Consider the following 16,528-nt stretch of genomic DNA (forward strand, 5'->3'; position numbering starts at 1 on the left):
ACGAGAAAGGCGCGCAGGGGGTCCCCTGCGCGCCAGATTTCCTGCCAGTGTGGCAAGGATCACTCGGCTGCGGCCTCTTCGGTCGCTTCCGAAGCAGCGGCTGCCTTGGCTGCCTTGGCTTCCGCGCGGTCGGCTGCTGCCTTGCCCGGCTTCGCCTTGTTGGGGTTGTTGCGGGCTTTCTTGTCCACAACGCCGGCGTTCTCGAGGAAGCGCGACACACGATCGGTGGTCTGTGCGCCTTGACCGATCCAGTACTGGATGCGCTCGACGTCCATGTTCACGCGACGCTCGTCATCCTTGGCGAGCAGCGGGTTGTAGGTGCCGACCTTCTCGATGAAGCGGCCGTCGCGCGGCATGCGCGAGTCGGCGACGACGATTGCGTAGTGGGGGCGTTTCTTGGAACCGCCGCGGGCGAGACGAATCTTGAGGGCCATTGCGTTTCTCCTTTGAATGGCTGTGGTTGACGGCGGGTGCCGTCAGGATTGGTGTCGTTCGTGGTGCTTGATGACTTCCTGAATGATGAAATTCAGGAACTTCTCGGCGAATTCGGGGTCGAGGTCGGCCTCGTTCGCCAGATCCCGTAGCCGCGCGATCTGTTTTTCCTCACGCGCGGGGTCGGAAGGGGGGAGGTCGTGGGTCGCCTTGAGGACGCCCACGCCTTGGGTGTGCTTGAACCGCTCGGCCAGGGTGAACACGAGGATCGCGTCCAGACGGTCGATGCTTTCGCGGTGGCCCTTGAGCAGGTCCGCGGCGCGAGCGGTGGTGTCGGTCATGTCAGTCAATGGCCCAGCCTTTCGGTTTGAACAGGGGGTCCCGGAAATTGGCGAGTTCCATGTCGATGCCATGAGCCAGCTGAGTGCCTCGAAGGGCGGCGGGCGCAGGGTGGCGATAGACCGCGTCGCTGCCGTCGATCGAGGCAGCGGAGGCGTCCTTCGTGGCCCCGAGCCGTTCCGCGAGGCGAATGGAATCAAGGTTCTTGGGGTCGATGTAGCTGACCGCCCCATCCCAGCCCATGTGGTCATAGAGATGCGCGCGCACGCAATGGGTGGCCTCGAGCGCAAAGCCGCGCCCGGCCTTGTCAGGCCAGATGATCCAGGCGATCTCACGCTCGGGCCATTTTGCCGGGAACCAGCCACCGGCCATGCCGACGGTTTCGCCTGTGTCCTTGAGGCGGATCATCCACATGCCGAAGCCGCGGATCTCCCAGTGTCCGATCTCGGCGGCGTAAAGCATCCAGGTCTCGTAGGCGTTCAGCGGCCCGCCCATGAAGCGCGAGCGGTACGATGCGAAGGTTGCCTTGAAGTCCGGGTAATCCTGAGGTTCGGGCGCACCGAGGGTCAGGCGCGCGGTCTCGAGGCGGGGAATGTCATGCAGATGCATCAGCAGGCCCCCTTCACATGACGCCAGATCTGCGTGCCGTCGGCCAGCTCGCCCTCGGCTATGTCGTCGCGGGCGGCGCCGAGACGTTCCATCAGCTTGCAGCCGCGGGTGTTTTCCTCCGCGAGGTAGGAGACGACGCTGTCCCAGTCGAGGGTGTCGAAAGCGTAGTCGCGGGCAGCCTCGCAGGCCTCCTGCGCGTAGCCTTGGCCTTCGGCGCCTGCGGTCAGGAAAATGCCAAGTTCGACCTCGGGGTCGTCGTATTCGAAGCCGAGCAGGACGAAGCCGGCCGAGGGCATGGTCTGGGCGTCGATGGTCCACAGGCCATGACCGTGCAGCAGCCATTGCGCGCTGTACTGGGTGAACGCGCTCCATGCCTCGGCGCGGGACAGCGGGCCGCCCACGTGTTCGGCCCGGTCTGAGCAGAGGATGTCCGCGTAGGATCTGAAGTCGTAGATCCGCGGCCCGCGCAGCTGCAGCCGCCGGGTGTCGATGCTGGGGATGCGGCCACCAAGCCGGGCGGCCTGCCGGGCGCCGGGGCCGGGGCGGTGCTGTTCGCAGGCGGCGGTCATTGTTCGCCCTCCTGGTCCAGTGCATCGGGGCCGGGGTGTCTCCAGAGCTGGTCTTCGCCCATATTGTAGTTGTGGTAGGTGCGCTCGTAGGTGGCGCCGAGCCGTTCGGCCAGCGCGACCGAGCGGGTGTTGCCCGGCACGATGTTCGAGGTCAGGGTGTCGAGCCCGAGATCCTCGTAGGCGTATCGGCGCACGCGGGCGGCCGCCTCGTAGGCGATGCCCTTGCCTTCGTGGCCGTCGAACACCACCCAGCCCAGTTCCGGCTCGGGCCAGCCTTCGGGATACCAGATGCCGCAGATGCCCGCGACGGCGGCGGTGTCCTTCATCTCGATGGTGAAGTAGCCGTGGCCGCGCAGGTGCCAGTGGCCGATGTTCGTGGCGAACCAGCGCCAGGCGTCGCCGCGATGATCATAGGCGCCGAAGCCCTCCGCACGGGTGCGGTCGAGCAGGAAGGCGATCATCGGCTCCGCATCCCCGGCCTCGGGGCCGCGCAGGACGAGGCGCCCGGTTTCGAGGCGGGGGGCATTCACGACAAGGCTCATGCGCGCACCTCACCGGTCCACGCCGCGGTGCACGCGGGGCGGGCAAATTCCTTGCAAGAAATTTGGCGGGTGGAGAGGGCGCGGCGGAGGGTCATGCGTAGGCCTCGGGGGAGCCGTCGTCGTCATCGCCGGGGGCGCCGTATTGCGCGTAGGGCGATGTTGTGTCGGTGGGCGGGATCGCAGGTGCGTATTTGGAAAGAGAAGAAGGGCGCAGGTCTTCGGACCCGGCCGCGGTGGGGGCGGTCGGGGTGGTCTTGTCGAAGAGGGGGACGCCCTTGTCGGTCATTTCTTCTTGCCGAAGCCGCTGAGGCCAGGGGGGAGGCCGCCGCCGCCCATGCCGGGCATTCCGCCCATGCCGCCGGGCATGCGCTGCCCCATGGCCTTGGCCGCCGCCTCGAGCTGCTTGGGGTCCATCTGCGACGGGTCCATGCCTTCGGGCATGCCACCCTTGCCGAACATGCCCTTCATGGCCTGCTTCATCATGCCGCCTTTGCCCATCTTGCCCATCTTCTTCATCATGTCGCCCATCTGGCGCTGCATCTTCAGAAGCTTGTTGAGGTCGGACACCTCCATGCCTGCGCCCGCCGCGATACGCTTCTTGCGGCTTGCCTGCAGGAGCGCGGGATTGGCGCGTTCCTTCTTGGTCATGGAGTTGATGAGCGCGATCTGCTGGCGCAGGATGCTGTCATCCATGCCGGCATCATCCATTTGCTTGGCCATCTTGGCGGCGCCGGGCATCATCTGCATCATCGCGCCCATGCCGCCCATCTTCAGCATCTGCTCGAGCTGCATCTTGAGGTCGTTCATGTTGAACTGACCCTTGGAGAAGCGCTTCATCATGCGCTCGGCCTGTTCGGCCTCGAGCGTCTGCTGCGCTTTCTCCACCAGAGCGACGATGTCGCCCATGCCAAGGATGCGGCCCGCGACCCGGTCAGGTTCGAAGGTTTCGAGCGCGTCCATTTTTTCGCCAAGGCCGACGAAACGGATGGGTTTGCCGGTTATGGCGCGCATCGACAGCGCGGCGCCGCCGCGACCGTCACCATCCATACGGGTCAGCACCACGCCAGAGATGCCGATGCGGGTGTCGAAATTCTCTGCGGTATGGACGGCGTCCTGACCGGTAAGGCCGTCCACCACCAGAAGCGTCTCACGCGGGGTGACCACGTCGCGGACCGCCTCGACCTGGGCCATCAGCTCTTCGTCGATCGACAGGCGGCCGGCGGTGTCGAGCATGTAAACATCGTAGCCGCCGAGGCCGGCCTGGGTCTTGGCGCGCTTCGCGATGGAGACCGGATCCTCGCCCTTGACGATGGGCAGGGTGTCGACGCCGATCTGGGTGCCGAGGATCGCCAGCTGTTCCATCGCCGCTGGGCGGTTGACGTCGAGCGAGGCCATCAGGACCTTCTTGTTCTGACGTTCCTTCAGGCGCTTGGCGAGCTTGGCGGTGGTGGTGGTCTTGCCGCCGCCCTGCAGGCCGACCATCAGGATCGGCGCGGGGGGAGTGTCGATGCGCAGGCTGCCCGGATCGCCCTCGCCGGCGAGCACGGCGATCAGTTCGTCATGGACGATCTTGACCACCTGCTGGCCGGGGGTCACCGACTTGGTCACCGATGCGCCGGTTGCCTTCTTCTCCACCGCCTTGATGAACTGGCGGGCCACCGGCAGCGACACATCCGCCTCAAGAAGTGCGACGCGGACCTCGCGCAGGGCGGTGCGGACGTCGTCCTCGGACAGGGCGCCCTGCTTGGTCAGCCGGTCGAATACGCCGCCGAGCCGTTCCGAAAGAGTCTCGAACATGGGGCCTCTGGCCTCCCGTTTCCTGTTTTCCCTGACCCGCAATGTGGGGCCTGATGTTGCGCGATGCCAGCGGCGGGGCCGCGACCGGATGCGGGACAAGCAGAACGGCCCCCGTGGGCGCAACGCGCTGACGGAGGGCGATCCCGGGCTGTTCCCATGGGACCGGAGGCACAATACGGCTTCCGGAGTTGGCGCGGGAATACGCGTTGCACCCGTCCGAGTCAAGAACGGCGGTCCCGTGAGGGGGCGTGGAACATTGCGCTGGCACGCGCGTTGCGGTAGGTGTTCCGAGGTTCGATGCATGCCAGATTGTGCCGGGTCCGGAACTCTTCCGGTATCCCGGCTCAAGTATTGCACAAAAAATACACCCCCAGGTGGTTTTTGCGCGTAATGATGCTGGTGCAGAATTTCGAACTAGTCGATTCGGCAATCCGCCGGTATGGATGTTAGAAGAAACGCTCATTTCTGAAGGTGTAGCATGAAACTGAAAACTCTTATGACCTCGGCTGCCATCGCGAGCATGCTGGCCGCTTCCGCTGCAACGGCTGGCGACATCAGCGATGCGGGCACCACCGACGATGACCCCTATGCAATGGTTCCCGTGGTTCCCGCAGCCGGTTCGGCAAATGCTGGCCTGATCGCTGGTGCCATCGCCGGCACCGCCGCGATCGTCGCAATTGCAAGCGCAGGTGGCGACGGTAGCTCCTCCGGCTCGACTGGCTCGACCGGCCGCATCAAGCGCTGATATCTAGGGGGCACAGCCTCCTAAATCATGGAATTCCAAGGGCGTCCGGCATATGCCGGGCGCCCTTTTCGCTGGTGAGCAGTTGTCTGCGTGGCTTTTGCACCGCAGGACCCGCGCCGTGTCATGCGGTCCGCGTTGCGGCAGGGGTGCAAGCTTGCATCTTCCCGCCAAACACTCTTGTTTGCTAGAGCAACGAGCAGCGACGACGGAAAGCGAACATGACCGACTGGGACGAGATCCGAACCGCTTACCAGGTGGCGCGGCTGGGCACCGTGAGCGGGGCGGCCGAAGTGCTTGGCGTGCACCATGCGACCGTGATTCGCCACATCGACGCGCTCGAACAGCGGATGGGGGTGAAACTGTTCCAGCGTCATGCCCGGGGCTACACGCCCACCGAGGCGGGGCAGGACCTGGCGCGGGTGGCGCAGGCCACCGATGACCAGTTCCAGCAGCTGTCGGGCCGGATCAAGGGGCGGGGCGAAGGCGTCTCCGGCGAGCTTCTTGTCACCTCGCTGATCAATTTCTCGCCGCTCATGGTCGGGGCCCTTACGTCGTTCCGCGAAGCGCACCCCGAAATCGTCGTGCGGTTCCTGACCGGTGCCCGGCTGTTTCGGCTGGAATACGGCGAAGCACATGTCGCGTTGCGGGCCGGCAGCGCACCGCAAGAGCCGGACAACGTGGTGCAGTCCTTCTCGCGGCAGGCGGTGGCGCTCTACGCGGCGAAATCCTATATCGCGGCTCGGGGCATGCCCAAGGACGAGGCTGCGCTGACCGGGCATGACTTCGTCGGCTACGACGATCCTGAAAGCCGTGCGCCCTACGCCATCTGGATGCGCAAGACCGTTCCCTTTGAACGCGTCGTGTTCCGCGCCGAGGATGGCCGGGTCCAGCAGGAGGCACTGCGGGCCGGGGCGGGGCTTGGCTTCATGGCGGTGCAAGAGGCGCGGCTGGATCCGTCTCTGGTGCAGGTGCTGCCTCCGCGCGAGGAATGGTCGTCGCCTTTGTGGCTGGTAACCCACGTGGACCTGCACCGCACTCCAAAGGTGCAGGCCTTCCTGCGGCACCTAAAGGAGTACGCCGCCGCCCGGGACGCGGAGTGACCGCTGCAGCGCAGGGCCATCTTGCCCTGCTTGCTTTCTCCGCTCTCGCGGCAGGGTCCTTCGCGCTTGGCTCCATGGTGGCGACCGAGATCGCGCCGCTGGCCCTCAATACTGTTCGGTTCGTTCTGGCCGTGGCGGTCCTGAGCGTGGCCGCCGCAGCCTCGGGGCAGGTGCGCCGCAGTTCGCTGCAGGCACCTTGGCGCTACCCGGTGCTGGGTGGACTGATGATCACCTACTTCGTGTTGATGTTCAAAGGGCTTGAGACAGCTGAGCCGGTGTCCCTGTCGGCGGTCTTTACCCTGACGCCGCTGATGGCGGCGGGCTTCGGGTTCTTGCTGCTGCGCCAGAAGGTAACGCGGCGGATGACGCTGGCGCTTTGCGTCGGGGCGGCGGGCGCGCTCTGGGTGATCTTCAGGGGCGATCCGATGGCACTTGCAACACTGGGCCTGGGGCGCGGCGAGGCGATCTATTTCATCGGCTGCGCATCACATGCGCTTTATGCTCCCATGGTGCGCAAGCTCAATCGCGGCGAGCCGGCATTGGTCTTCACGCTCTGGACCAACCTGGGGGGCACGGTGCTGCTGCTCATTTTCGGCTGGCCCACCCTGATGGCGACGGACTGGGCGTCGCTGTCGCCGATGGTCTGGATTACCATCGTCTATACTGGCGTGGCGGCGACCGCACTGACCATCCTGCTGCTGCAGTTTGGCGCGTTGCGGCTGCCGTCGGCCAAGGTCATGGCCTACACCTATCTGACGCCCAGCTTCGTTATCCTGTGGCAGACGCTGCTCGGGCAACCTCTGCCGCCGGCGTTGGTTCTGCTCGGGCTGGTGTTGACGATGGTCGCGCTGGGATTGCTTCTGAAGCAGGAGTAACGGCAAATTCCTTGCCAAGGAATTTGCGAGTGCCGCGCTACTCCTCCGGCGGTGTGCCCAGCTCGGCGTTCAGGAAGCGCTCGAAGGCGTCGAGGTTCACCGGTTCCACGAGCCCGAACCCCGTCATCCATACTGACGCCTCGCGCAGGGCGTCTGGTTCGAGCTTGCACCATTTGACCCGGCCGCGCTTTTCCTGGCTGATGAGCCCGGCGCCGGCGAGGATGGCGAGATGCTTGGAGATCGCCGCCAGCGACATCTCGAACGGCTCGGCCACATCGGTCACCGCCATGTCATCCTCGAGCAGCATCGCGAGGATGCGGCGACGGGTCGGATCAGCTAGGGCGGCAAAGACGGGGGAGAGCGCGTCGGTCATGGCGCCATAAGCGGTGCTTGCGAAGGCAAGGTCAAGCGGCCCTGCGCCAAGATCAACCTCGGGGTTGAATATGGGTCAAGGCGGCATGTGGGCGCAAAAGCCCAGCAAGGGGCCGGTCCGGCCTTAACTGCCACCTGGAAAATTACATGAAAAACAGGTATTTAGGGTCATTGAAGCAATTGTTCACCGCTTCTTGACTTAAGCCCCCCCACCGCATAGCAACATCCCCGAACTCCTCTTGGGGCAGTACGTGTGAGCGATCCCGATCCAAAGCAGCAACTCGATGCACTGGAGGCGAAGATCGCGGCGGCGAAGGCTGCCCGGGTCAGCGACCGGCGGCACCAGGAAGAACACTACAGCCAGGCGAATCTTGCCTGGCGCATGGTAACGGAAATGGTCTCGGGTCTCGGGATCGGCTTCGGGATAGGTTTTGGGCTCGACGCCCTTTTCGGCACCAAGCCTTGGCTCATGGTGCTGTTCACAGTACTGGGTCTGGTGGCGGGCATCCGGGTGATGATGCGCTCCGCCGACGAGATCCAGGAGAAACAGCTGGCCGCTCAAAAGGCCGCAGAGGACGAAAAGAGGGATCGCGATGGCGACTGAAGTGGAACACGGCGCAGAAATGGCGGATCACGCGGTCGAGAACACCGGCCTCGTCTTTCATCCCATGGACCAGTTCATCGTCAAGCCGCTCTTCGGGGACGGCCACGTGGGCATGTTCACCATCACTAACGTAACCCTCTGGATGGCCATCGCCATCGCCGCGATTGCCGCGCTGATGGTCTGGGGCACCTCGCGCCGCGCCATCGTGCCGTCGCGCACCCAGTCTGTTGCGGAACTGGCCTACGGCTTCATCCACAAGATGGTCGAAGACGTCACCGGCAAGGACGGCCTGAAGTACTTCCCGTACATCATGACCCTGTTCATGTTCATCGTGATGTCGAACTTCCTCGGCCTCATCCCGATGTCCTTCACCACCACCTCTCACTTCGCGGTGACCGTGGTGCTGGCCCTCGCGGTGTTCCTTGGCGTGACCATCCTCGGCTTCGTCAAGAACGGCGCTTCGTTCCTGTCGCTGTTCTGGGTTAGCTCGGCCCCGCTGGCGCTGCGCCCGATCCTGGCGCTGATCGAAGTCATCTCGTACTTCGTCCGTCCGGTCAGCCACTCGATCCGTCTTGCCGGCAACGTCATGGCAGGCCACGCGGTTCTCAAGGTTTTCGCCGGCTTTGCTGCAGTCGCCGCGGTGTCGCCGCTGACCATCGTCGCGATCACCGCGATCTACGGGCTCGAAGTGCTCGTGGCCTTCATCCAGGCCTACGTGTTCACGATCCTCACCTGCGTCTATCTCAAGGACGCACTGCATCCGCACCACTGATTTCGGGCCGGGGGCCATGCCCCCACCCAACCGCACACCCGTTCAAGATCACTTCCAGACGTAAGGAGATACACCCATGGAAGGTCAACTCGCACACATCGGCGCAGGTCTCGCAGGTCTCGGCACCGGTCTCGCCGCTCTCGGCGTGGGCAACGTCGCAGCCAACTTCCTGTCCGGCGCGCTGCGCAACCCGTCGGCTGCTGCATCGCAGACCGCAACCCTGTTCATCGGCATCGCATTCGCCGAAGCACTGGGCATCTTCTCCTTCCTCGTTGCTCTGCTTCTGATGTTCGCCGTCTGATCGACGGTCACTGACATCCTTACGCGCGGGCGGCATCGTCATATGATGGGCCGCCCGTAACAGAGACAACGTTCCGACGGAGGACGACATGGCGACATCTCAACTCGCCGAAGATCTCGCCGGCATCTGCGTCGATTCCCATGGCTCGGCCATCGGCATGCCGCAGCTTTGCTCGGAGTGGATCCCGAACCAGGTCTTCTGGCTCGTCATCACGCTTGTCGTGATCTTCTTCGTGCTGTCGCGCATCGCTCTGCCGCGGATCGCATCCGTCCTGGCCGAGCGTCAGGGCACGATCACGAACGACATCGCCGCCGCCGAAGAGCTCAAGCGCCAGGCGTCCGAGGCCGAAGCGGCCTATGACAAGGCGCTCGCCGACGCGCGTTCCGAGGCTCAGGGCATCGCCCAGGCCACACGGGATGAGATCAAGGCAGAGCTCGACGCGGCAACCGCCAAGGCGGACGAACAGATTGCGGCCAAGTCCGCGGAATCCGAGGCAGCCATTGCCGAGATCCGTGCGTCTTCGCTGGCCAACATCGAAATCGTTGCCAAGGACGCTGCTGCTGCCATCGTGGCCCGCTTCGGCGGCAACGCCGATCAAGCTGCCATTTCGGCCGCAGTCGACAGCCGGATGAAAGGGTAAGTCATGCGCAAGCTCATCGCGACCGCCGCACTTGCCGCAGGCACTGCCAGCCCCGCGCTGGCCGCTACCGGCCCGTTCTTCTCGCTGCGCAACACTGACTTCGTGGTGCTGCTGGGCTTCCTGCTTTTCCTCGCGGTCCTTGCCTACTTCAAGGTCCCGCAGGTTCTGAACAAGCTGCTCGACAAGCGCTCGGACGACATCCGCAGTGAACTGGACGAAGCCCGCGGTCTGCGGGAAGAAGCCCAGAAGCTGCTGGCATCCTACGAGCGCAAGCAGAAGGACGTTCAGGTTCAGGCTGAGGGCATCGTCGCAGCGGCCAAGGCCGATGCGGAGAAGGCTGCGGCTCAGGCCAAGCTTGATCTTGACGCCTCGATCAAGCGGCGCCTTGCCGCTGCCGAGGACCAGATCACTTCGGCACAGGCTTCTGCCGTCAAGGAGGTGCGTGACCGTGCCGCCGAGGTGGCCGTCGCCGCTGCCCGCGACGTGATCGCTCAGCAGACCAGTGCCGCGGACAAGAACCGCATGATCGACGAGTCGATCTCGGAGGTCGGTGCCAAGCTGCACTGATCCCGGCATCGCCGACCGACAGATCTTCGCAAAGCCCGGCCCTTGTGGTCGGGCTTTTCGCTTCTGTGCCCGCTGAGGCATCTCGGGCACGCTGTGCGCCCGACAGGGCAAGTTCCGGTCGGCAAGTCTTTGCTTATGCCAATCCACCAGATACGGTGTGACAGCGGCGCTCACAGCGGCACATGTGGGCAGGGCGGAAGATCAGAAGGGGACACAGTGGCACATATTATCGTCGTCGGGAACGAGAAGGGCGGAGCGGGCAAGTCCACCGTTTCCATGCACGTGGCCACGGCGCTGTGCCGCATGGGTCACCGGGTCGGTGCGCTGGATCTCGACCTGCGCCAGAAAACCATGGGCCGCTATTGCGACAACCGCAGCCGCTACCTTGCGTCGGAAGGGCTTGAACTCCCCGGGCCGACCTACATCGAACTGCCTCAGGTGGACGCATCCGAACTGGCTCCCGGCGAGAACGCTTATGATCATCGCTTGAGCAAGGCCATTGCCCAGCTGGAGACAACCTCGGATTTCATCCTGATTGACTGCCCCGGCTCGCACACCCGCCTGAGTCAGGTGGCGCATTCACTGGCTGATACCTTGGTGACGCCACTCAACGACAGTTTCATCGACTTCGACCTGCTCGCCCACATAGATGGGGATGGCGAAAAGATCCTCGGGCCTTCGGTCTATTCCGAGATGGTGTGGAGTGCACGTCAACTGCGCGCCCAGGCGGGCCTCAAACCCATCGACTGGATCGTGCTGCGAAACCGCATGGGCGCCCAGCAGATGATCAACAAGATGAAAATGGAAAAAGCGCTCGAGCGCCTGTCGCGGCGGATCGGCTTCCGCATTGCGCCGGGTTTCAACGAACGGGTCATCTTCCGGGAGCTGTTTCCGAGAGGCCTCACCCTGCTCGACCTGAAGGATGTTGGCGTGAAGCAGCTCAACATCTCGAACGTGGCGGCACGTCAGGAGCTGCGTGACTTGATGACGGCGATCAACCTGCCGGGCGTTACGGTCAAGTTCTGAGGCCTGCTTCGGGGGATCAGCGCAGACGCCAGGCCAGTGCCGCGGCGCCGATCCCCGAGCTCAGCAATTCGATGCCGAGCAGAATGCCTAGCACGCTTGCCGGAGCGTCAGACATGGCGATCAGGATCAGCAGGCCAAGTACTATGGAAATGACGCCGGATGTCATGAACCAACCCCAGCCTGAGTGGCCGCGTAGCTGCATTGCGATCCAGACACGTAGAACGCCGATCAGCATGAAGAACCCAGCCACGATCAGGGTCAACGACACGATGCCGGCCATCGGGTTTGCAAGCAGCGCTACGCCGAAGATCATCAGAGCGAGCCCAAGCAGCGCCGTCCCGACGCTGCCTGCACCGAATTCGACATCCTGAAAGGCCAGCCACAGGTGGATGATGCCGGCCAGACCGACGACTGCACCAGCAATGGCCGCAGCGGTGAGGGATGCGGCGAACGGGTTGATGAGTGCCATGATTCCGCCGACAGCCAGCAGGGCGCCGAGAATTAGAAGCCAGCGCCAATCTGGCCGGCGGAATTCTTGTTTTTTATAAGGTTCATCGGTCACGTCGCACCTCCTGTGCTCTGGCAATTCAACCGGCAGGTAGAAGCTATGGTTCCATCACCTGCTGGCGAGGCCGCCATGCGGGGACTGCATGGAGCGGGCTGCCCGATGTGAGTGGGGAGGGGGTGACAAGGTCAGCCGGGTTGACCGGAAGACATGTCAGCCGCTAGAGGCGGGGATTAACTTTGGCTTAACTAAGGGGCGGCATGATCGCGAGATGATCAAAGCCATCTTCTTCGCCCTGTCAGCCTGTCTTGGGACCACTGCGTGTACGTTCCCCAGCACCGGATACTACGGTGTGCCGTCCGTCGAGCGCGAGGTCGAAGGATCGCGCTTTTCCATCCGAGTACGCGACGACGTGGCGGAGGTGATCCGCACAAGCCCTGAGTTTCCTGCCCGCTATCCCGTCATTGCGGCGCGTGCGCAGAAGGCCGTGCACCTTGAGACTGGCTGCAGCCCTGAATGGGTGACTGGCGATCCCGCGATGCTCTGGGTGGGGCTGTCGTGTGACGGGGCGGCGCCACCGAAACGCCCGAGGCGGGGCATCATCACTTGGCAGGATTTCGGGTAAGCCGCGTCACGCCATGGGCTTTTCATAAAACAGGCTTGAGGCGTTGGGCTGGTAGCTTCCGAAGGCGTCACGCCGGATGAACCCCTGCCGCTCATAGAGCGACACTGCCGCAGCCAGCCTGTCCCCGGTCTCGAGCCGCAGAAGTGGCAGCTGTTCGGCACGTGCGGTTTGTTCCACTTGGGCAAGAAGTCGCCGGGCGACCCCTATTCCCCGCGCTTCAGGCACGACGAACATGGATTTCACCTCGCCATAGCCGTCGCGACGTGCGAGAGCGGCGCAGCCCAGAAGCTCACCGCCGCTTTCGGCACAGAAGAAGGTGATCTCGTCCGAGCAGAGCGCCTCGAGGTCGAGCATGTGGTTCTCTTCGGGCGGAAAAAGCGCGTTCATCAGCGCATGGCTTTCGCTGAGCAAAGCCGCGGCGCGGGGGTCGCGCGGGGACACGGTGTGTATGGCAAGCGTCATGGCGGCAGCTCCTTGCAGGTCCGATGATGAAACGCCTTCGTTACAAAACCGTCAAGACACGCTTTCGTGGTGAATATCGCAATATCTTGTGGATATGACGTCGAAAACCTCCATATCCTGACCGGGTTGATTGACCCATCTGTCTGTAAACGTCAAAATGGCGAAAAACTGGAATCAAGGCAGGTCCACGTGCAGTTCTCACGCCTCCGACTTACCGGCTTCAAGAGCTTCGTCGATCCAACCGATCTTGTCATTGCGCGGGGTCTCACCGGCGTGGTGGGCCCGAACGGCTGCGGGAAGTCCAACCTTCTCGAGGCGCTGCGCTGGGTGATGGGCGAAACCCGCGCCAAGGCGATGCGCGGCGCCGGGATGGAGGACGTCATCTTCGCCGGTGCGTCGTCCCGCCCCGCCCGCAACTTCGCCGAGGTCTGCCTGACCATCGACAACACGGACCGGCTGGCACCTGCGGGCTTCAACGATGCCGACCAGCTCGAGGTGACGCGGCGCATCACCCGCGACGTGGGCTCGGCCTACAAGACCAACGGCAAGGACGTTCGGGCGCGCGACGTGCAGATGCTGTTCGCCGATGCCTCCACCGGCTCGACCTCGCCGGCGCTGGTGCGGCAGGGGCAGATCTCCGAGCTGATCAACGCCAAGCCCAAGGCCCGCCGCCGCATCCTCGAAGAAGCTGCCGGGATCTCGGGGCTCTACCAGCGCCGCCATGAGGCGGAGCTGAAGCTGAAGGGCGCCGAGGCGAACCTGCTGCGGGTTGATGACGTGATCGAACAGCTTGCCGGGCAGCTGGGTCAGCTGGACCGGCAGGCCCGGCAGGCGGCCCGCTACCGCGCCATCGGCGTCGACCTGCGGCACGCCGAGGGGCTGCTGCTGTTCCGCCGCTGGCGGGATGCCGACGAGGCGCGGCTCGAGGCCGAAGCCGGCCACGGGGCCACCGTGACCGCCGCCGCCGCCGCCGAAAGCGCCGCCCGCGCCGCCGAGGCCGCTCGCGCGCAGAGAGAAGAGGCGCTGCCGCCCCTGCGCGAGGAAGAGGCCATCGCCGCCGCCGTTCTGCAGCGGCTCGGGGTGCAGCGGGATGCGCTGACCGAACAGGAAAGCCGCGCCGCCCAGACCATTGCCGCGCTCACCCACCGCATCGAGCAGATGGCCCGTGACATGGAGCGCGAAGCCAGCCTCAACCACGACGCTGGCGAGAGCATCGCCCAGCTTGAGCGCGAAAGAGAACGGCTCGCCGCCGCTGTCGACGGCCACGATGACCGTCTTGAGGAAGCGTCAGAGGCTGCCGCCGAGGCCGCGACGGTGCTGGCCAAGCGCGAGGCGGATCTGGCGCAGTACACCGAGGACATGGCGCGCCTTGCCGCCCGCCACCAATCGGCGCACCGCTACCTGTCGGACAGCCGCCGGACGCTGGAAAAGCACGAGGCTGAATCCGCCAGTGCCCGCGAGGCGGTGGTCGCCGCCAAGGCGACCCTCGAAGGGGCGTCGGGTGCCATGGAAGAGGCCGAAGCGCGCCACGATGAAGCCGAGGCTATGGCCGAGCGCGCCGAGCAGCTGCTGATCGACGCAGACGCAGCCCGCACCGAGGTGCAGTCCCGCGAAGCCGAGGCCCGTGCCGAACGCTCCGAGGCCGAGGGCGAGTTCAACGCCCTGCGTGCCGAGGTCACCGCCCTTGCTCGGCTCGTGGAACGCGACACTGCCGAAGGCGGCCAGATCCTCGACCGGCTTCAGGTGGAGCAGGGCTTTGAAAAGGCGCTTGGCGCTGCGCTTGCCGACGATCTGCGCGCGCCCGAGGTGGAGGCCGACGGCCCCACCGGCTGGACCGTGCAGCCGAAGTATGACACCGACCAGCCCCTGCCCGCAGGGGTCACTGCGCTGACGCATCACGTATCGGTGCCCGAGGTGCTTGAGCGGCGCATGGGTCAGATCGGCCTCGTGGAGGCGGACGACGGCCCCCGCCTGCAGGCGCAGCTGGCGCCGGGCCAGCGGCTGGTGAGCCTCGAGGGCGACCTGTGGCGCTGGGACGGCTACCGCGCCTGGGCCGAGGATGCGCCCTCTGCCGCCGCGCTGCGGCTGGAACAGCTCAACAAGCTCGAGACGCTCAAGCAGGAGATGGCCGAGGTCACCGCCCGCGTGGACGGCATGCGGGCGGCGCACGAGGCGCTTGTCACCCGGCTGGCCGAGCTGACCGAAGCGGACAAGTCCGCCCGCGAGGCCCGGCGCGAGGCCGACCAGAAGCTCAACGACGCCACCCGCGCCATGAACCGCGCCGAGGCGGACCGCAACATGGCCGAGGGAAAACTGGAAACCCTTGCCGTGACCGTGACCCGCCACGAGGACGAGGCCACGCTTGCCCGCAAGCAGGTGCTCGAGGCCGAGCGCGCGGTGGAGGAGCTGGGCGATCTCGAGACCGCCCGCGCGGTGGTCGAAGACATCAAGCTGACGGTTGAAGCCTCGCGCATGACGATGATGGCCCGCCGGTCGGCCCATGACGAGCTGCGCCGCGAGGGCGAGGCCCGCAAGGGCCGCATCCAGCAGGTGGCAAAGGATCTTGCCGGCTGGCGCAATCGCCTCGACACCGCCGAGAAGCGCGGTAGCGAGCTGGCCGAGCGCAAGCAGGCGACCGAGGATGAACTCTACGAGGCCGCGCAGGTCCCCGAGGAGCTGCGCGAGAAACGTGCCGAGCTGGGTGAGGCCATCGCCGTGGCCGAGGCCCGCAAGGGCGCGGCGTCGGAAGCGCTCTGGCGGGCCGAAGAGGATCTGCGCACCACCATCGCCGCCGAGCGGGACGCGGAACGCAGCGCCTCGGAAGCGCGCGAGACCCGCGCCCGTGCCGAGACCCGCGTGGAGGCCGCCCGCGAGACCGTTGCCGCCGCCACCGCCCGCATCCTCGAAGAGCAGGAGACCACCCCCGAGGCGCTGCTGGAACGGCTGGGCGTCGAAGCGTCCGAGATGCACCCCAGCGCCGAGCTCGAAGCGGAGGTGAACCGCCTCAAGCGCCAGCGCGACGCCCTCGGTGCCGTCAACCTGCGCGCTGAGGAGGACGCCGCCGAGGTCCGGCAGGAGCATGATGCGCTGGTGGCCGAGAAAACCGACCTCGAGGCGGCCATCGGCACCCTGCGCGCTGGCATCGCCTCCCTGAACAAGGAAGGCCGCGAGCGGCTTCTGACCGCGTTCGAGCAGGTGAACAGCAACTTCAGCATGCTGTTCAAGCACCTCTTCAACGGCGGCGAGGCGAACCTCGTGATGGTGGAATCCGATGACCCGCTCGAGGCGGGGCTCGAGATCATGTGCCAGCCGCCGGGCAAGAAGCTGTCGACCCTGTCGCTGCTGTCGGGCGGCGAACAGACCCTGACCGCGCTGGCGCTGATCTTTGCGGTGTTCCTGGCCAACCCCGCGCCGATCTGCGTGCTGGACGAGGTGGACGCGCCGCTGGACGATGCCAACGTGACGCGCTTCTGCGATTTGCTGGACGAGATGTGCCGCCGTACCGACACGCGGTTCCTCATCATCACCCACCACGCGGTCACCATGTCCCGCATGGACCGCCTGTTCGGCGTGACCATGCAGGAACAGGGGGTGTCGCAGCTGGTGTCCGTGGATCTCAAGAAGGCCGAGAAGCTGGTCGCCTGAG

General features: G+C 65.2%; 21 protein-coding genes. 11 read left to right on the forward strand and 10 right to left on the reverse strand.

Annotated features, from left to right (window positions below):
• Positions 1 to 59 precede the first annotated feature (59 nt).
• The 7 genes from rpsP to ffh all read right to left on the reverse strand — a co-directional run bounded on the left by rpsP (position 60) and on the right by ffh (position 4,288).
• Positions 60 to 434 (reverse strand): 30S ribosomal protein S16, encoded by a 375-nt coding sequence (gene rpsP, locus IEX41_RS08655; RefSeq protein WP_188789848.1) that lies wholly within the window; start codon positions 432 to 434, stop codon positions 60 to 62.
• A gap of 42 nt (positions 435 to 476) precedes the next feature.
• Entirely contained in the window at positions 477 to 773 is a 297-nt protein-coding gene (locus tag IEX41_RS08660; protein WP_188789849.1) for a chorismate mutase, read from the reverse strand.
• 1 nt (position 774) lies between these two features.
• Positions 775 to 1,380: a GNAT family N-acetyltransferase gene (locus IEX41_RS08665; protein WP_188789850.1), complete on the reverse strand. Its 606-nt coding sequence runs from the start codon at positions 1,378 to 1,380 to the stop codon at positions 775 to 777.
• Entirely contained in the window at positions 1,380 to 1,949 is a 570-nt protein-coding gene (locus tag IEX41_RS08670) for a GNAT family N-acetyltransferase (RefSeq protein ID WP_188789851.1), read from the reverse strand. Before IEX41_RS08670 ends, IEX41_RS08665 begins: the two co-directional genes overlap by 1 nt.
• On the reverse strand, positions 1,946 to 2,491 hold the full coding sequence (locus IEX41_RS08675) for a GNAT family N-acetyltransferase (protein ID WP_188789852.1): 546 nt from the start codon (positions 2,489 to 2,491) through the stop codon (positions 1,946 to 1,948). Before IEX41_RS08675 ends, IEX41_RS08670 begins: the two co-directional genes overlap by 4 nt.
• Before the next feature lie 91 nt (positions 2,492 to 2,582).
• A complete protein-coding gene (locus tag IEX41_RS08680; protein ID WP_188789853.1) occupies positions 2,583 to 2,777 on the reverse strand; it encodes a hypothetical protein in 195 nt (64 codons plus the stop codon).
• The gene (ffh, locus tag IEX41_RS08685) at positions 2,774 to 4,288 is read right to left on the reverse strand and encodes a signal recognition particle protein (RefSeq protein WP_188789854.1); all 1,515 of its coding nucleotides are present in this window, start codon (positions 4,286 to 4,288) and stop codon (positions 2,774 to 2,776) included. Before ffh ends, IEX41_RS08680 begins: the two co-directional genes overlap by 4 nt.
• A 478-nt stretch (positions 4,289 to 4,766) precedes the next feature.
• On the opposite strand from ffh, the gene IEX41_RS08690 reads away from it, so the two are divergent.
• From IEX41_RS08690 to IEX41_RS08700, 3 genes are all read left to right on the forward strand, one after another.
• A complete protein-coding gene (locus tag IEX41_RS08690) occupies positions 4,767 to 5,033 on the forward strand; it encodes a hypothetical protein (RefSeq protein ID WP_188789855.1) in 267 nt (88 codons plus the stop codon).
• 218 nt (positions 5,034 to 5,251) lie between these two features.
• Positions 5,252 to 6,133 carry a LysR family transcriptional regulator gene (locus IEX41_RS08695; RefSeq protein WP_188789856.1) on the forward strand — a complete coding sequence of 294 codons (882 nt, stop codon included), beginning with the start codon at positions 5,252 to 5,254 and terminating at the stop codon, positions 6,131 to 6,133.
• On the forward strand, positions 6,130 to 7,008 hold the full coding sequence (locus tag IEX41_RS08700; protein ID WP_229673078.1) for a DMT family transporter: 879 nt from the start codon (positions 6,130 to 6,132) through the stop codon (positions 7,006 to 7,008). Before IEX41_RS08695 ends, IEX41_RS08700 begins: the two co-directional genes overlap by 4 nt.
• 37 nt (positions 7,009 to 7,045) lie before the next feature.
• On the opposite strand, the gene IEX41_RS08705 is transcribed toward IEX41_RS08700, so the two are convergent.
• Positions 7,046 to 7,381: an ArsR/SmtB family transcription factor gene (locus tag IEX41_RS08705; RefSeq protein WP_188789858.1), complete on the reverse strand. Its 336-nt coding sequence runs from the start codon at positions 7,379 to 7,381 to the stop codon at positions 7,046 to 7,048.
• Positions 7,382 to 7,633: 252 nt separating this feature from the next.
• Here IEX41_RS08705 and IEX41_RS08710 point away from each other — a divergent pair, with 252 nt between their 5' ends.
• The 6 genes from IEX41_RS08710 to IEX41_RS08735 all read left to right on the forward strand — a co-directional run bounded on the left by IEX41_RS08710 (position 7,634) and on the right by IEX41_RS08735 (position 11,290).
• The gene (locus IEX41_RS08710) at positions 7,634 to 7,984 is read left to right on the forward strand and encodes an AtpZ/AtpI family protein (RefSeq protein ID WP_188789859.1); all 351 of its coding nucleotides are present in this window, start codon (positions 7,634 to 7,636) and stop codon (positions 7,982 to 7,984) included.
• Positions 7,974 to 8,756, forward strand: a complete 783-nt coding sequence (locus tag IEX41_RS08715) for a F0F1 ATP synthase subunit A (RefSeq protein ID WP_188789860.1) — start codon at positions 7,974 to 7,976, stop codon at positions 8,754 to 8,756. The genes IEX41_RS08710 and IEX41_RS08715 overlap by 11 nt, the downstream gene beginning before the upstream one ends.
• Before the next feature lie 76 nt (positions 8,757 to 8,832).
• Positions 8,833 to 9,057, forward strand: a complete 225-nt coding sequence (locus IEX41_RS08720; protein ID WP_009505655.1) for a F0F1 ATP synthase subunit C — start codon at positions 8,833 to 8,835, stop codon at positions 9,055 to 9,057.
• Between the two features lie 88 nt (positions 9,058 to 9,145).
• Complete coding sequence (locus tag IEX41_RS08725; RefSeq protein ID WP_188789861.1) at positions 9,146 to 9,697, forward strand: F0F1 ATP synthase subunit B'; 552 nt, start codon at positions 9,146 to 9,148, stop codon at positions 9,695 to 9,697.
• A 3-nt stretch (positions 9,698 to 9,700) separates the two neighbouring features.
• Positions 9,701 to 10,264, forward strand: a complete 564-nt coding sequence (locus IEX41_RS08730; protein ID WP_188789862.1) for a F0F1 ATP synthase subunit B — start codon at positions 9,701 to 9,703, stop codon at positions 10,262 to 10,264.
• 216 nt (positions 10,265 to 10,480) lie between these two features.
• Positions 10,481 to 11,290: a division plane positioning ATPase MipZ gene (locus IEX41_RS08735; RefSeq protein ID WP_229673079.1), complete on the forward strand. Its 810-nt coding sequence runs from the start codon at positions 10,481 to 10,483 to the stop codon at positions 11,288 to 11,290.
• 16 nt (positions 11,291 to 11,306) lie between these two features.
• Here the strand turns inward: IEX41_RS08735 and IEX41_RS08740 are convergent, their stop codons facing one another.
• Positions 11,307 to 11,852 (reverse strand): HdeD family acid-resistance protein, encoded by a 546-nt coding sequence (locus IEX41_RS08740; protein WP_229673080.1) that lies wholly within the window; start codon positions 11,850 to 11,852, stop codon positions 11,307 to 11,309.
• A gap of 214 nt (positions 11,853 to 12,066) precedes the next feature.
• Between IEX41_RS08740 and IEX41_RS08745 the strand changes: the two genes are divergently transcribed.
• Complete coding sequence (locus IEX41_RS08745) at positions 12,067 to 12,420, forward strand: hypothetical protein (protein WP_229673081.1); 354 nt, start codon at positions 12,067 to 12,069, stop codon at positions 12,418 to 12,420.
• Positions 12,421 to 12,426: 6 nt separating this feature from the next.
• On the opposite strand, the gene IEX41_RS08750 is transcribed toward IEX41_RS08745, so the two are convergent.
• The gene (locus IEX41_RS08750; protein WP_188789863.1) at positions 12,427 to 12,882 is read right to left on the reverse strand and encodes a GNAT family N-acetyltransferase; all 456 of its coding nucleotides are present in this window, start codon (positions 12,880 to 12,882) and stop codon (positions 12,427 to 12,429) included.
• 189 nt (positions 12,883 to 13,071) lie between these two features.
• Between IEX41_RS08750 and smc the strand changes: the two genes are divergently transcribed.
• Positions 13,072 to 16,527: a chromosome segregation protein SMC gene (gene smc, locus IEX41_RS08755; protein ID WP_188789864.1), complete on the forward strand. Its 3,456-nt coding sequence runs from the start codon at positions 13,072 to 13,074 to the stop codon at positions 16,525 to 16,527.
• The last annotated feature ends 1 nt before the right edge of the window (position 16,528 follow it).

It is taken from the genome of Salipiger pallidus, assembly GCF_014643635.1.
Classification (GTDB): domain Bacteria; phylum Pseudomonadota; class Alphaproteobacteria; order Rhodobacterales; family Rhodobacteraceae; genus Salipiger; species Salipiger pallidus.

Coding starts and splice junctions, on each gene's coding strand:
- IEX41_RS08730 (WP_188789862.1), top strand. CDS start 9,701: ATGCGCAAGCTCATCGCGACCGCCGCACTTGCCGCAGGCACTGCCAGC.
- IEX41_RS08750 (WP_188789863.1), bottom strand. CDS start 12,882: ATGACGCTTGCCATACACACCGTGTCCCCGCGCGACCCCCGCGCCGCG.
- ffh (WP_188789854.1), bottom strand. CDS start 4,288: ATGTTCGAGACTCTTTCGGAACGGCTCGGCGGCGTATTCGACCGGCTG.
- IEX41_RS08695 (WP_188789856.1), top strand. CDS start 5,252: ATGACCGACTGGGACGAGATCCGAACCGCTTACCAGGTGGCGCGGCTG.
- IEX41_RS08720 (WP_009505655.1), top strand. CDS start 8,833: ATGGAAGGTCAACTCGCACACATCGGCGCAGGTCTCGCAGGTCTCGGC.
- IEX41_RS08745 (WP_229673081.1), top strand. CDS start 12,067: ATGATCAAAGCCATCTTCTTCGCCCTGTCAGCCTGTCTTGGGACCACT.
- IEX41_RS08670 (WP_188789851.1), bottom strand. CDS start 1,949: ATGACCGCCGCCTGCGAACAGCACCGCCCCGGCCCCGGCGCCCGGCAG.
- IEX41_RS08725 (WP_188789861.1), top strand. CDS start 9,146: ATGGCGACATCTCAACTCGCCGAAGATCTCGCCGGCATCTGCGTCGAT.
- IEX41_RS08690 (WP_188789855.1), top strand. CDS start 4,767: ATGAAACTGAAAACTCTTATGACCTCGGCTGCCATCGCGAGCATGCTG.
- IEX41_RS08675 (WP_188789852.1), bottom strand. CDS start 2,491: ATGAGCCTTGTCGTGAATGCCCCCCGCCTCGAAACCGGGCGCCTCGTC.
- IEX41_RS08680 (WP_188789853.1), bottom strand. CDS start 2,777: ATGACCGACAAGGGCGTCCCCCTCTTCGACAAGACCACCCCGACCGCC.
- rpsP (WP_188789848.1), bottom strand. CDS start 434: ATGGCCCTCAAGATTCGTCTCGCCCGCGGCGGTTCCAAGAAACGCCCC.
- IEX41_RS08665 (WP_188789850.1), bottom strand. CDS start 1,380: ATGCATCTGCATGACATTCCCCGCCTCGAGACCGCGCGCCTGACCCTC.
- IEX41_RS08660 (WP_188789849.1), bottom strand. CDS start 773: ATGACCGACACCACCGCTCGCGCCGCGGACCTGCTCAAGGGCCACCGC.
- IEX41_RS08715 (WP_188789860.1), top strand. CDS start 7,974: ATGGCGACTGAAGTGGAACACGGCGCAGAAATGGCGGATCACGCGGTC.
- IEX41_RS08705 (WP_188789858.1), bottom strand. CDS start 7,381: ATGACCGACGCGCTCTCCCCCGTCTTTGCCGCCCTAGCTGATCCGACC.